The sequence below is a fragment of the Kitasatospora sp. NPDC048545 genome (assembly GCF_040651155.1).
GTDB lineage: Bacteria > Actinomycetota > Actinomycetes > Streptomycetales > Streptomycetaceae > Kitasatospora.
Genome location: NZ_JBEZIQ010000014.1, coordinates 75843 through 89273 on the forward strand (window position 1 = coordinate 75843; position 13431 = coordinate 89273).

Genomic DNA, 13431 nt, shown 5'->3' on the forward strand with positions numbered 1-13431 from the left:
CTCGGTCACGCAGTGTCCTCGTCGCCGTCGCCCGAGCCCGCCGGCTGCCCGTCGGCCCGGACGTGCGGCACCGCCCCGGGCGGTGCCGGGGCGGTGCGGGGGCGGTGCGGGACAGCAGTTCGGGCGGCGGTGCGGGGCGGCGGGGGTCAGGAGAGCTGGGAGACGGCCGACTTGACCTTGCTGGTGATCTCCGCAGGCAGCGGGACGTACCCCGTCGCGCTGATCGCCTGCTGGGCGGCGTCGCTGGACGTGTAGGTCAGGAAGGACTTCAGGGCGGGCAGGCTGGCGGCCTTGTTGCCCTTGTCGCAGACGATCTCGTAGGTGACCAGGACGATCGGGTACGCGCCCTCGTCCTTGGTCGCGTAGTCCAGGTTCAGAGCCAGGTCGCTGCCCGTCCCGGCGAACTGGGCCTTGGCGAAGGTGGTGGCCGCGTTGGCGGCGGTGGCGTCGACCGGCTGGGAGGCGCCGGTGTTGACCGCCGCGCTCTTCAGGTTGTTGGTCTGGGCGTAGGACAGCTCCACGTAGCCGATGGAGTTCTCGACCTGCTTGACCTGCGCCGAGACGCCGGCGCTGCCGTTGGCCGACTGGCCGCCATTGGCCGCCCAGGTCTTGCTCGGCGGGTACGGCCAGGCGCCGTTCGACGCGGCGGCGAGGTAGGCCGTCAGGTTCGCGGTCGTGCCGGAGTCGTCGGAGCGGTGGAAGGCCTGGATCGGGGTGTCGGGCAGTGTGACGCCGGGGTTGAGCGCGGTGATCGCCGGGTCGTTCCACTTGGTGATCTGCGCGTCGAAGATCTTGGCGATGGTCGGCCCGTCGAGGACGAGCTTGTCCACGCCGGGCACGTTGAAGACGATCGAGACGAGGCCGGCCACCATCGGCAGGTCGATGCCCTGGCCTCCGGGGCACACCTGCTTCGAGGCGTCGACCTCGGCCGGCTTCAGGGCGGCGTCGGACCCGGCGAAGGCCACCTTGCCCTCGTTGAACTGCTGCACGCCGGCGCCCGAGCCGCCTCCGCTGTAGTTGACCATGATGCCCGGGCAGGCGGCGCCGAAGGTGTTCTTCCAGAGGTCGATCGCGTTCGCCTGCGCCGTCGAACCGGCGCCGAGGAGCTGGCCCGATCCGTTGCACGCGATCGACGCGCTGCTCCCCGGGGAGGTGGAGGCGGCGGTGGGGGTGGAGGGATCCGATCCGCACGCCGTGACCGAGGTCAGGACGGCTGCCGCGGCGGCGGCTGCGAGGGCGGAACGGCGGGGGAAGGTGGCCCGTCGGGGCATGCGAGGTCTCCTGGACGACGGTCGGCGGCGGACGCGGCCATCATGGGGGCCGGGACCGCCGCATCCGGCCACGACATGCCGCCCGGCCCGAGCCGCGCGACGAAGTACCCGTACAGGCTCACCCGCCCGCAGGGCCCCGCCCCGCACCCGGTCCGGGGCCGCGCCCGGGCGGTGCGGGGCGCGCCGTCCGCACCCGGTCCGGGCGTCAGCGCCTCGACGCCCCGGACGAGTTGGTTGTCCTGCCTTCGCCACGTGGGGGAAGTACCCGGCGAGGAGAGCGAGTCGACTCCCGGGAGGCCTTCAGGCGCCGGCGAGGGCGTCGGCCTCCCGGGCCTGCTGGGCCTCCAGGTACTCCTCGCGGATCTCCTTCGGCCCGAACGGCCAGGCGCCCTCGGCCCTCGACCAGACGAGGAAGACGAGGCCGCCGAGGGCGACCCAGGCCAGCGACCACTCGATCGGGTGGACGCCCTCGTTGGCCTTGTCCGCGTAGCCGTAGATGACCAGCCAGCCGATGGCGGCGACGATGCTCGGCAGCGGGTAGAGCACCATCTTGTACGGGCGGGCGAGGTGCGGCTGGCGTTTGCGGAGCACCGTGACGGCGGCGATCTGCGCGAGCGCCTGGACGATCACCATGACGCTGGTCAGCAGGGCGATCAGGATGCTCAGCGGCGGGTGCGCGGAGGTGTCGCCGATGTGCCGCGCGAACAGGAAGCCGGCGGCGGTGATCGCGACCATGGCGACCAGGCCGAGCACGGGGAAGCCGTGCCGGGGGTGCAGTCTGCCGAAGGAGCGGAAGAACATCCCGTCGCGGGCGGCGTCGTACGGCACCCGGGAGCCGCCGAGCAGGCCCGCGAGGACGGAGGCGAAGGCGGTGACCAGGATGAGCACCGTCACGGTGTCGGCGGCGCCCCTGCCCCAGGTCCTCTCCAGCACCGCGGAGGCGACGGACTTCGAGGCCACGTTGTCCGGGTCCAGCATGTCCCGCCAGTCGATCACGCCGAGGACGCCGACCTGCATCAGCAGGTAGACGGCCATGATGGCGGTGATCGAGTGGATGATCGCCCGCGGCATGACCCGGCCCGGGTTCCTGATCTCGGCGCCGAGGTACGAGGCGGTGTTGTAGCCCAGGTAGTCGTAGATGCCGATGGTCAGACCGGCGGCGAAGCCGGTCCAGAACGCGCCGTGGGTGAGTTCGACGGCGTGGGCGGGCCAGGTGAAGGCCAGCGAGGGGTGGAAGCCGGTGAAGGAGGCCAGGATCACCGCGCCGACGGAGACGATCATCACGACCCACATCACGACGGTGATCGCGCCGATGTCCTCGACCGTGCGCCACAGCAGCACCAGGACGAGGGCGAGCACGGCGACGCCGACGACGTCGCCCTGGACGGTCGTCATGCCCGGCCACAGGTAGGCGAGGTACTGCACCAGGCCCTGCACGCCGGTCGACATGATCAGCGGGATGAAGAGCATCGCCGTCCAGACGAACAGGAACGGCATCAGCCGCCCGGTGCGGTACTGGAAGGCTTCGCGCAGGTAGACGTAGGTGCCGCCGGCGCCGGGCAGCGAGGCGCCCAGTTCGGCCCAGACCAGGCCGTCGACGAGGGCGAGCAGCGCGCCGGCCAGCCAGCCGATGACGGCCTGCGGGCCGCCGAAGGCGGCGACCATCAGCGGGATCGTGACGAACGGCCCGATGCCGCACATCTGGCTCATGTTGATCGCGGTGGCCTGGAAGAGGCCGATTCTCCGGGTGAGGCCTGAGTCCACGGGTGGCTCCAGAGGTGGGGGACGGAGCGGGGGATGGAGCAGGGAGCGGAGCAGGGGGAGGTCGGGGCGGAGCAGGAGGGAGGTCGGGGAGGTCGCGGGGAGGTCGCCGGGATCAAGTTAAGGAACGTTACTTAACTCGTCAAGAGAGCGCGGAACTCCCGCGGAACTCCTGCCGGAACCGGCACCCCGGATGCCGGAGGTCTCGACCGGACGGGGCCTCCGGGGGCGCGCCCGGTCGTGTCGGCCCGGATCCGGGCCGCAGCCGCGCATACGGTCGACGCCACGCCGCCGCCGACCCGCGGTCGGCGTGCCCCCGTATCCCCCGTCGAAGGAGACCGGCAGCCGTGCAACGCAAGTGGTGGACGCTGATCGCCGTGTCGGTCGCGACGTTCATGCTGCTTCTCGACATCACGGTGGTCAACGTCGCCCTGCCGTCCATCCGCAGGGACCTGGGCGCGAGCTTCACCGACCTGCAGTGGGTGTTCGACGCCTACGCCCTCTCGCTGGCCGCCCTGGTCCTGACCGCCGGTTCGCTGGCCGACCGGCTCGGGCGGCGCAGGGCCTTCGCGGCGGGGCTGGTGATCTTCTCCTTCGCCTCGCTGCTCTGCGCGCTGGCGCCGAACCCGGTCTTCCTCAACGTCTCCCGCGCGGTGCAGGGGGTGGGCGGCGCGGTGATGTTCGCGGTCTCGCTCGCCCTGGTCGCGCAGGAGTTCCCGCCCGGCCGCGAGCGCGGCACCGCGATGGGCGTCTACGGGGCGACGATCGGGATGGCCGTCGCCGTCGGACCGCTGATCGGCGGGGCGCTCACGGACTCGCTCGGCTGGGAGTGGATCTTCTACCTCAACGTGCCGATCGGGGCCGCCGCCCTGGTCGTCACCTACCTCAAGCTGGCGGAGAGCCGCGACCCGAACGCCACCCGGATCGACTGGGCCGGGGTCGCGGCCTTCAGCACCGGACTGTTCCTGCTCGTCCTCGCCCTGGTGCGGGGCAACACCGAGGGCTGGGGCAGCCCGCTGATCGTGGGGCTGTTCATCGGCGCGGCCGCCCTCCTGACCGTCTTCGTACTGGTCGAACGCCGCGTGCCGGAGCCGATGCTGCCGCTCGGGCTGTTCCGCCGGCACGCGTTCACCGGCGTGCAGCTGGCCGCGTTCGCGGTGTCCAGCTCCCTGTTCGCGCTCTTCCTCTACCTGACGCTGTACCTGCAGAACTACCTCGGGCTCTCCCCGTTCGCGGCGGGTGTGCGCTACCTGCCGATCACGGTGCTCAGCTTCTTCGTCGCACCGGTCGCCGGGATCATGCTCTCCCGGGCGCCGGCCCGGCTGATGCTCTTCGTCGGCCTCATCGCCGTCGGCGCGGGCATGCTGCTGATGGGCGGCATCCGGCCCGACGACACCTGGACCGGCCTGCTGGCGGGGTTCCTGGTCGGCGGCGCGGGCATCGGCCTGATCAACCCGGTGATCGCCGACGTCGCGGTGAGCGTGGTGCCCAAGGAGAAGAGCGGCATGGCGGCGGGCATCAACGACACCTTCCGGCAGGTCGGCATCGCGGTCGGCATCGCCGTCTGGGGGGCGATCTTCGTCGCCCGGGGCTCCCACACGGTCCGCGAGGTCGCGGCGGGCACCCCGATCGCCGAGGGCGCCCGCCCGCGCGAGCTGATCGAGGCCGCCTCCGACGGCAGCCTCCCGCAGGCGGTCGCCGCGCTGCCCGAACCGGCCCGGGCGGTGGCCGTGGCCGCCGCCCGGGCCGGTTTCCTGGACGGCCTCAACCTGGTGCTGCTGCTCGGCGGGCTGGTCAGCCTGGTGGGCGCCGTCCTCGCGCTCTGGCTGGTCCGGGAGCACCAGATCGACCGTCAGGAGACCTGAGGCCGGCGCCGCGCCTCAGCCCCGGTACTGGACGACGATCCTGGTGAACTCGTACGGGGTCTGCGCGACTCCGCTGCAGGCGTCGGCGTCCGTACCGGAGCCGCAGGCGCGGTCCCGGTTGACGGACCAGAAGGCGAAGCGGGCGAGGTGGTGCTGCTTCGCGTACCCGAGGATGGTACGGAAGTCGCCGGTGGTGACGGTCTCCCCCGCCTCGTCGGTCTTCCCGTTCATCGAGGAGACGCCGATGTGCCGGTACGCCGCGTCGTCGGTGTAGCCGTACGCGCTCTTGACCGCCGCCTTCAGCCCGTCCAGCGCGCTGACCGTCGCCTGGCCCATGCTGCCGCTGTGGCCGCCGAAGTCGAAGGGCATGATCACCCAGCCGTCGTTCGACAGGCCCGCGGCCGCGCCCCGCTTGATGAGGTCCTTGCCGTTGGCGTCCGGGCCGGTGGGCGTGGTGCCCAGGGTGACGTAGGTGACGATGCCGGGGTTCTTCGTCTTGACGATCTTCAGCGCGTCGACCACCCGCTGACGGACCGTCGCGTTGCCGAACTCGGTGTTCTCGATGTCGATGTCGAGCGCCTTCAGCTTGTAGGCGTCGATCACCTTCTGGTACGCACCGGCCAGCGCGCCCGCGCTGGAACACTTCTCGCCGAGCTTGTTCCCGCTCCACCCCCCGACCGAGACCACGACGTCCCCGCCGGCCGCCCGGATCGACTTGATCGCGGCCTCGTCGGAACCGCCGGACAGCGCCCGGCTGCCGTCCCACGCCGGATTGCAGCCACCGTCGGACAGGACGAACGCCAGGGTGAACCACGTGACCCCGGCCGCCTTCATCACGTCGGTCGGCTTCTGCGGGTTGCCCCAGCCGAGGTACTCGTACGGCGCGGCGGCCATCCCGGGCACGGCCGCCGCGGCGGGCGCCGCCGTCGCGGAGTCCACGGGGGCCAGCAGGAGCGCGGCGGGCCCGAGGGCGGCGGCCAGCAGCGGGGCGGTGAGACGGACTCCGACGGTCGGGCGGACTCCGGTGGTCTTGCGCATGCCAACTCACTTTCGTCGATCCAGCGGGACGGTGACGGCAGGTCAGGGAGGCGCGAACGCCCGCGCGGACGGCGGCGGCCGGTCCGCGACGGGTGTCTCACAGGATCGGGGGCGGCGGGCTCCCCGGTCAACGATTTTCGTTAGGAAAGTTTCCCAATAGCGCCCGCCTCCGCCGCAGCGGCCCTGGCCGCTGCGGCCCTGGCCGCTCGCCGGCCGTGCCCCGCCCACGGCCGCCGGGGTCGCCGGGGCAACCGGGGCGGCCGACCGACACTCAGAGCTGCGGCGTGCGGTGGAGCGAGATCAGCAGCCGCCAGACCTGGTGCGCGATCCGCTCCGGAGCCGCCTCGATCCGGCCGTGCAGCCAGTCCGCGAGCACCCCGGTGAAGGTGCCCGCCACGGCGGCAGCCACCAGATCGGGCTCCGGCGCGCCGGCCAGGGCCCGCTCGGTGCGGCTGCGCTCGCGCAGGTCCCGGGTGAGCACCAGGCCCAGCGGGCCGCCACCGCCCGGCGCCAGCAGGGCACGGTAGAGGGCTGCATGCGGGGCCAGTTCGGCGAAGAACCCGGTCAGCGCGGGCGGCGGGACCGCAGGATCGGGCACCCCGCGCCAGGCGTGCAGCGCGTCCACGGCCGCACGGACCACGTCCGCGCAGGCGTCCACCGCCAGCGCCTCCAGGTCGGCGTAGTGCACGTAGAAGGTGGCCCGGCCGACCCCCGCCCGGCGCACCAGCGCGGCGACGTTGACCTCGGCCAGCGGGCGTTCGGCGCACTCCTCCAGCAGCGCCCGGCGCAGCGCGGCCCGGGTGCGCTCGGCCCGGGGGTCCTGGGCGGCCCGGGGGTCCTGGGCGGCGCTCATCCGGCGAGCAGGACGGCGCCGAGCGCGAGCGCGCCGGGCAGCGCCTGGGCCGCCAGGATGCGGCGGTTCGCGGTGGCACCGCCGTACAGGCCGGCCACGACCACGCAGACCAGGAAGAAGAGCTGTGCCTGGTGGCCGGTCGAGCCCCCGGCGGCCAGGCCCCAGACGAGCCCGGCGGCGAGGAAGCCGTTGTAGAGGCCCTGGTTGGCGGCGAGCGGTGCGGTGGTGCGGGCGAGGGCGGCGTCGAAGCCGGACAGCTCCCGCCCCGGCCTGCGCTCCCACAGGAACATCTCCAGCACCAGGAAGTAGCCGTGCAGGACGGCCACCAGGGCGACCAGGACATCGGCGGTCACGCGCATCATCGGCTCCAGACTTCATGGACAGGTGTCCAGAATAGCTGGACACCTGTCCATGAAGTCCAGCCCGGCGCGCAAGGTGACCGAAACCCGCCCAGGACGCCCGTCACCCGCCCGATCAGGTGCGACCGGGAGGCGGGCGACGAACAGGACACGGGAGCCGCGCACGCAGACCGCGACGCAGGTCCACCGGGCGCCGGAACCCGGCCGCACCCGGGACGACGGGCCGGCGCGCGAGCACCGGGAACGAGCCCCGGAACTCGCCGACGAACAGGGCCGGATGGAACCGGTGCAGACCCGGCCCGTACCCTGCCCCCGACCCCGCCGACCCCGCCGACCCCGCCGACCGGTCCGGTCAGCCGCTCCAGGACGTGGTCGAGGTGGTGGTCCCGGCCGGACCGCCCGAACCGGTGACCCGGACGCCCGAGCCGCTCGTCCGCACGCCCGGCGCCGTCGTACCGCCCGGCCCACCGGCCGAGGTACGCGGCGCGGCCGAGCCCGCGGAGACCGCCGGGACGTGGTGCGCGGCGGTGGTCCGACGCACGGCGGGGGCACGGGTCACGGTCGGGGACTCGTCGCCGCCCGGCACGACCCGCTCGATCCGCAGCACCAGGTTGCGGTCCTGACGATCGCCCGCCATATCACGGTTGCGACTGTACACGACCTGCGTCAGCACACCCCGGATCTCCTGCCAACGACCCTGCACCGCACGGATGTTGGGGCACCAGTCGCCCAAGTGGCGGTGCTCCAGGTCCAGCTGCCAGCTCTCCGCGTCGACGAGGTGGACGGCGCCGACCTCCCCGGCAAGCTCCACCGGCGCCGCGCCCCGGACCGTCACCACCGCCCGCTGCGAGAACCGCCCCTCCACCGCCGTCACCGTGATCCGGCTCGGCCCCTGGTACCAGGCCATCGCTGTCCTCCCGCATCCGTCCTCGGGCCGGCTGCCGCCCGGCCTCACCCCGTAGCACGGACGGCACCCCCTCCCGGGTTCGACCGGCCCCGCCCCGGACTGAACCCGGCACGCACCACGTCCGTTCAACGGGGCGGCTCCCGGCCCGCACACCGCTGCGGCGGCCCGGGAGCCGGCGGCCAGCGGGATACCCCGTCGCCCTGGCCGGTACGGCTACCCGTCCTCCCCGGCCACGACGGCCAGTTCGTGGAGCAGTGCGGCGACCGCGGCGTCCGTGAAGCGGTAGCCGTCGTCGCCGGTCCCGACGAGACGGCCCGAGGCGGTACGGGAGTTCCACCACTCTTCGAGGAAGGCGGAGGCGTACCCGCCGGTGCGGAAGCCGTACGGCTCGGCCGCGGGGCCGAAGCCGGCGATCATGAGCGGGAACCTCGGCCGCGCGTAGGACCGCTCGTCCTTCGGGGGCAACCCGAGGTACCGGGCAAGGGAGTCGACCCGGTTGAAGCCGGTGAACAGCCAGAACAGGTAGTCGTACATGAGCATCGAGCGCGGGTCGGCGTGCAGGGAGAAGTGCCCCTTGTCGTGCACGACCGCCTCGGCGAGTGCCCGCAGCCGCCGGTCCGCGTCGGGCAACACGTCCGCGACCTCGCGGAACGCCCGCAGCAGGACCGGGGAGAAGCTGCCGTCGCGCACCGTTGCCAGCGCGGCAAGCCGGTCCTGCTCCGAGGTGTCGTAGACGGACTCGTCGACCAGGCCCGTGACGAACGCCTCGAAGTTCTCGGCGAGCAGGGTGATCGCGAAGTCGTTCTCCTGGTCGACGTGCACCACCGTCGGCTCACCGTGCCGGCCGCACGCGCGGTAGTCGAGAGCGAGCATGTCGTGGCCCGCCGACGGGGTGTCGGCGAAGTAGACACCGATGTCGGGGTACCCCCACATGTCGATCCAGAACAGGCTGCCGAACTTGCCCCCGAGCGACTGCGGCCGCACCCGCCCGATGCCCCGGATGCCGGTGATCTCGACGTAATCCTCGGCCAAGGAGTTCGGCTCGGCCAGGGGGAAGCAGGTGCGGGTCGGAGTGCCGCCGTTGTGCGCGGTCATCAGCGCGACGTAGGAGTCCGGCAGACGGTACCCGCCGAGCTCGACCTCCAACGCCTCGACCGACTCCCGCGAGGGCGGCGCCTCCTCCACGTACGCCCCGAGCGCGTAGGCGGAATCGTCCCAGAACCCGGTGACGTCGAAGCCCTCGAAGTGTCCCACCGCACCCTCCCGTGCCCAGTCGTCCGGCGATTGTACGTTCGATTCCCGGACGTCCCGGACGTCCCGGACGTCCCGGACGTCCCCGACGACCTCGCAGGCTCAGCAGCCGCCCCCGCCGGTCGAACCGCCGTGCCCGATCACGCTCCACCAACCGTCGTCCGCCGACCGCTTCGAGACCGGGGGCGGGGGCGGCGGCTCGGGGCGCTGCTGGTGGCGGACGTGCAGGTCCACCGTCACGGTCGGGGAGAGGGCCTCGTACAGCTCGCGGTGGAGTGCCGTGGCGTCGGTGTCCTGCGGCAGGGACTGCTGGGGGAGTTCGCCGCGCCCCAGCACCACGGTCACCGTGACGGTGACGGACCTCGGACGCGGGTCGCCGTCGTACGGCTCCTCGATGGAGTGGTCGATCAGGATCCGACGCACCTCGGTGATCGGCATCGGCCGGCCTGCCCGGGCACCCCGGACGAGGACGACCGTGGCCGGCCCGGTGGAGGGCGAGAAGCGAAGCCGGTGCACGTGACGGAAGATCGCACGGACCAGCAGCACCCACCCGACGACCGCGCCCGCCCCACCGAGGATCCCGGCCGCCACCCACACCGGGCCCCACCCGGTGCCGGCGAACAGCATGACGACATAGAGGGGGAGGGAGAACAAAACGCTGAACAGGAACAACACCGGCGCCGCGATCCCCGCTTGGAGCGAAGCCGTGAGAGCGTACCGGAGCGAGCCGCCCCGCTCCGCGAGAACCAGGTCGAGCACGTCCGGGTTCGAACGGTCCATCAGAACTCGCTGCATGAAGCAACGGTAGAAGCGTGCGGAGCGCCGCGGAAGTACGGTGCAGGACGATCGCTTCGAACGGACAGGAAGGCGGGGCCGCGCTGCTCGGCGCGGCCGCGGCCCCCTTCGACGTGCTGGAGCGCGCCGTTGAGCCGACGGCGAGCTGCACGACGGCGACGGCCCCCGCAGCAGCGGTACGGATGCGCACGTTCCTTCCGGAACTGGGTGGTGTCCGCACGACACCACCGGGATGCCGTTCGACCACGAGCGTTCGTGGCCGATCCGTTATTGGTGGAGGATCAGACGCTTCTACTCTCTCGACTCCGCCGAGTCCCACCTCCGCTCCCTCTGATCCACCCGGGGGAACACGTCGTCCTCCCTCGGCACGGGGCTGGTGCGGCCGGGCCGTCCCGGCCGCACCAGCCCCGTGCCGTGTGCGGATCGGCTCAGCCGAAGATGTGGATGTTCTCGTCGACCCAGGTGCGCAGGGGCAACGGCGCCGTGCCGGTGATCCGCTCGACGGAGTCGGAGACGTGCCAGTCCCAGGCAGCGGACTGCCGCTTGAGTTCGAGCAGGGCCGCGAGGCGCGGGCCGCCCCAGCCGAGGCGGTCGAACTCCGCCTGGGTCTCGGCGGCGGTGCGCTCGACGACGGTGACCTCCTGGCCGAGTACCTGGCCGATGATCTCGCCCTGCCGCTGCGGGCTGAGCGCCTCACCGCCGGTCAGGGTGTAGGCCCGGCCCTCGTGGCCGGAGCCGGTGAGCACCTCGGCCGCGACCGCGGCGATGTCGCGCGGGTGGATCATGGCGGAGACCGGGTCGCCCTCGGTCACGTACATGGTCCGCTCCTTGGCGATGGTGTCGGCGTAGCCGTGGAGGTAGACCATGAAGGTGCCGGGGCGCAGGACCGTCCAGCCGAGGCCGGACTCCCGGATGACCTGCTCGCCGGCACGGTGGCCGGAGGTGAGCGGGTCGGTGGCGCGGAAGCCGACGCCGCTGGTGGAGAGCTTGACCAGGTGCCGCACTCCGGCCTCGCGGGAGGCGGCGACGAGGGCGGCCTCCTGGACCGGGCCTTCGGGGCCGTAACCCGGCGGGACGACGAAGACCCGGTCGACGCCCGCGAGCGCCGCAGGCAGGGTCTCCGGCTTGTCGAAGTCCCCGGCGACGACCTCGACGCCGGTGGGGAAGGTCGCCTTCCCGGGCGACCGGGTCATGGCCCGCACCGGCACGCCGTCGGCGGCGAGCCGGGCGGTGAGTGCGCTGCCGACGTTGCCGGTGGCGCCAGTGATGAGGATCATGCGTGTTCTCCTTGTCAGGGGTGTGCCGCACGGTGGGCACCGGACGGGGAGGCCACTCGTCGAGTGGCGTGTCAGGAGGTGCGCCCGGCGGTGGTCAGGAGGTGCGTCAGGAGGTGCTGCGGGCGGGCGAGCCGGAGTCGGCGGCCGGGGACCCTTCCGGCACCGTCGGCTCGGTCGGCGCGGGTCGGCCGGCGAGTCTGATGTCCTTGAGGAACAGCGAGGCCACGAGTCCGATCAGGGCGATCGGGACGACCGCATGGAAGACGACGCGCAGTGAGTCCGCGTAGACGCCGGCGAGTTCGAGCCGCAGCGGGGCGGACAGCGTGCCGACGAACCGGGGCGACAGGGAGTCGTCCCGGTCGATGTGCACACCGGACCTGTCGAGGCGGTCGAGTCCGCTGCCGAGCCGGCCGGTCGTGACGGCGGCGAAGAACGAGACACCGAGCGCGGTGCCGAGCTGGCGCACGAGGGTCGCGGTGCCCTGGACGGCACCGATGTCCCGCACGCCGGCGGTGTTGCGGGCGGCGAGGGTGAGGGCCTGCGAGTTGAGGCCGCCGGCGGCACCGAACAGCAGCAGGTAGACGACGGCGAGCAGCGGAGGGGTCGAGGGCCCGGCCGTGGAGAACAGCACCGCGGTGACGGCGAAGACGGCCATGCTGAGCACCGGGAACCAGCGGTACGAGCCGGTGCGGCCGATGACCCTGGTGCTGACGTAGGAGGCCAGGACCACGGCGAGCATCATCGCGGTGAGGGCGAAGCCGGATTCCCGGACGTCGAGGGTGAGGACCGTCTGCAGCCACAGCACCAGGTAGTTGATCAGTCCGAGGCCGACGAAGCCGGAGACGAAGCCGATGACGACGACGGTGGCGAAGGTCCGGTCGGCGAACAGCCGCAGCGGGATCACCGGGTCGGTGGCGCGGCGCTGCGACAGGATGAAGAGCGCCGTGGCGATGACCGTTCCGGCGCCGAGGCCGACGGTGACCGGGGAGGTCCAGGCACGGTCGACGCCGGCCCAGCCGGTGAAGAGGTTGAGGCCGACGATCGCCAGGACGAGGAGGATCACTCCGCCGTAGTCGAGGTGTGCCTGCCGGCGGCGGGCGGGCAGGTCCAGAGCCGAGGAGAGGACCAGCAGGACGATCGCGCCGACGGGCAGGTTGACGAAGAACACCCAACGCCAGTCGGCGAGTTCGGTGAGGATGCCGCCGAGGGCGGGGCCGGTCAGCGAAGCGGCTCCGAAGGTGACGGAGAACCAGCCGTAGTACCGGGCGCCTTCACGTGGCGGGAACATCTCGCCGATGACCGCGAGCACGCAGATGAACAGGCCGCCGCTGCCGATGCCCTGGAGGGCGCGGAAGGCGATGAGCTGACCCATCGTCTGTGCCAGTCCACACAGGGCGGATCCGAGCAGGAACACGGCCATCGATGCCATGAGGACGCGTTTGCGTCCGAAGAGATCGCCGAGCTTGCCGTACACGGGCACGGCGGCGCTGCCACCGATGAGGTAACCGGTGGTGACCCAGGCGAACCGGTCGAGTCCGCCGAGGTCGCCGACCACGCGGGGCAGCACCGTGGCGACGATCTGGGTGTCGAGCAGGGAGAGGAAGACCGCGACCATCAGGGTCAGCACGACCACGTTGGTCCTGGCCGGCGAGGCGGGTGCGGCGGATGCACCGACGGCAGGCTCGGAGGAGCGGGAGGACATGGGGAAGCCTTGTCATCGAGGAGCGGCGCCGCGGTGCGGCGCATCGCCCGAAGTGGGAGCACGCGTAACGAACTCGCTGAAGAACGCTGCTTGCTACGGCAGCGGAGATGGGGTGGTCGGATCCTGTGCCCGACTCCGGCCTTCATCGGCCCTCTCGACCGTCGATCAGTCCTCAACGGACGTGTCGATCGCGGTCCTTCGCAGATCGTTCGGCTTCTCGCCACTCCTTCCGTGTCGATGGCAGACGTCGCCGACGCTAGCGGAAGGCTCGCGAACGGCGCAACCCACATGACGTCGCTGCGGCGGAACGCCGTGGCGCCCGATCCGGGTCACCACGGCGTCTTCCCACGTC

At 72.3% G+C, this 13431-nt stretch carries 11 protein-coding genes; 1 reads left to right on the forward strand and 10 read right to left on the reverse strand.

Annotated features, from left to right (window positions below; translation table 11 throughout):
- Nucleotides 1-146 precede the first annotated feature (146 nt).
- Nucleotides 147-1271: a phosphate ABC transporter substrate-binding protein PstS gene (gene pstS, locus AB0D10_RS15960; protein WP_360256184.1), complete on the reverse strand. Its 1125-nt coding sequence runs from the start codon at nucleotides 1269-1271 to the stop codon at nucleotides 147-149.
- 300 nt (nucleotides 1272-1571) lie between these two features.
- The gene (locus AB0D10_RS15965) at nucleotides 1572-2981 is read right to left on the reverse strand and encodes an APC family permease (protein WP_360256405.1); all 1410 of its coding nucleotides are present in this window, start codon (nucleotides 2979-2981) and stop codon (nucleotides 1572-1574) included.
- A gap of 398 nt (nucleotides 2982-3379) precedes the next feature.
- Between AB0D10_RS15965 and AB0D10_RS15970 the strand changes: the two genes are divergently transcribed.
- Entirely contained in the window at nucleotides 3380-4897 is a 1518-nt protein-coding gene (locus AB0D10_RS15970; RefSeq protein WP_360256186.1) for an MFS transporter, read from the forward strand.
- Nucleotides 4898-4912: 15 nt separating this feature from the next.
- Here AB0D10_RS15970 and AB0D10_RS15975 read toward each other — a convergent pair whose 3' ends face one another.
- The 8 genes from AB0D10_RS15975 to AB0D10_RS16010 all read right to left on the reverse strand — a co-directional run bounded on the left by AB0D10_RS15975 (nucleotide 4913) and on the right by AB0D10_RS16010 (nucleotide 13079).
- A complete protein-coding gene (locus tag AB0D10_RS15975; RefSeq protein WP_360256188.1) occupies nucleotides 4913-5935 on the reverse strand; it encodes a chitinase in 1023 nt (340 codons plus the stop codon).
- A 271-nt stretch (nucleotides 5936-6206) separates the two neighbouring features.
- Complete coding sequence (locus tag AB0D10_RS15980) at nucleotides 6207-6788, reverse strand: TetR family transcriptional regulator (protein WP_360256190.1); 582 nt, start codon at nucleotides 6786-6788, stop codon at nucleotides 6207-6209.
- Nucleotides 6785-7147 (reverse strand): DUF1304 domain-containing protein, encoded by a 363-nt coding sequence (locus AB0D10_RS15985; protein WP_360256407.1) that lies wholly within the window; start codon nucleotides 7145-7147, stop codon nucleotides 6785-6787. Before AB0D10_RS15985 ends, AB0D10_RS15980 begins: the two co-directional genes overlap by 4 nt.
- A gap of 352 nt (nucleotides 7148-7499) precedes the next feature.
- On the reverse strand, nucleotides 7500-8054 hold the full coding sequence (locus tag AB0D10_RS15990) for a hypothetical protein (RefSeq protein WP_360256193.1): 555 nt from the start codon (nucleotides 8052-8054) through the stop codon (nucleotides 7500-7502).
- 213 nt (nucleotides 8055-8267) lie between these two features.
- The gene (locus tag AB0D10_RS15995; protein WP_360256196.1) at nucleotides 8268-9308 is read right to left on the reverse strand and encodes an SMI1/KNR4 family protein; all 1041 of its coding nucleotides are present in this window, start codon (nucleotides 9306-9308) and stop codon (nucleotides 8268-8270) included.
- A gap of 99 nt (nucleotides 9309-9407) precedes the next feature.
- The gene (locus AB0D10_RS16000; RefSeq protein ID WP_360256198.1) at nucleotides 9408-10100 is read right to left on the reverse strand and encodes a hypothetical protein; all 693 of its coding nucleotides are present in this window, start codon (nucleotides 10098-10100) and stop codon (nucleotides 9408-9410) included.
- A 428-nt stretch (nucleotides 10101-10528) separates the two neighbouring features.
- Nucleotides 10529-11377 carry an SDR family oxidoreductase gene (locus AB0D10_RS16005; RefSeq protein WP_360256200.1) on the reverse strand — a complete coding sequence of 283 codons (849 nt, stop codon included), beginning with the start codon at nucleotides 11375-11377 and terminating at the stop codon, nucleotides 10529-10531.
- A 106-nt stretch (nucleotides 11378-11483) separates the two neighbouring features.
- A complete protein-coding gene (locus AB0D10_RS16010; RefSeq protein ID WP_360256203.1) occupies nucleotides 11484-13079 on the reverse strand; it encodes an MDR family MFS transporter in 1596 nt (531 codons plus the stop codon).
- Nucleotides 13080-13431: the final 352 nt, after the last annotated feature.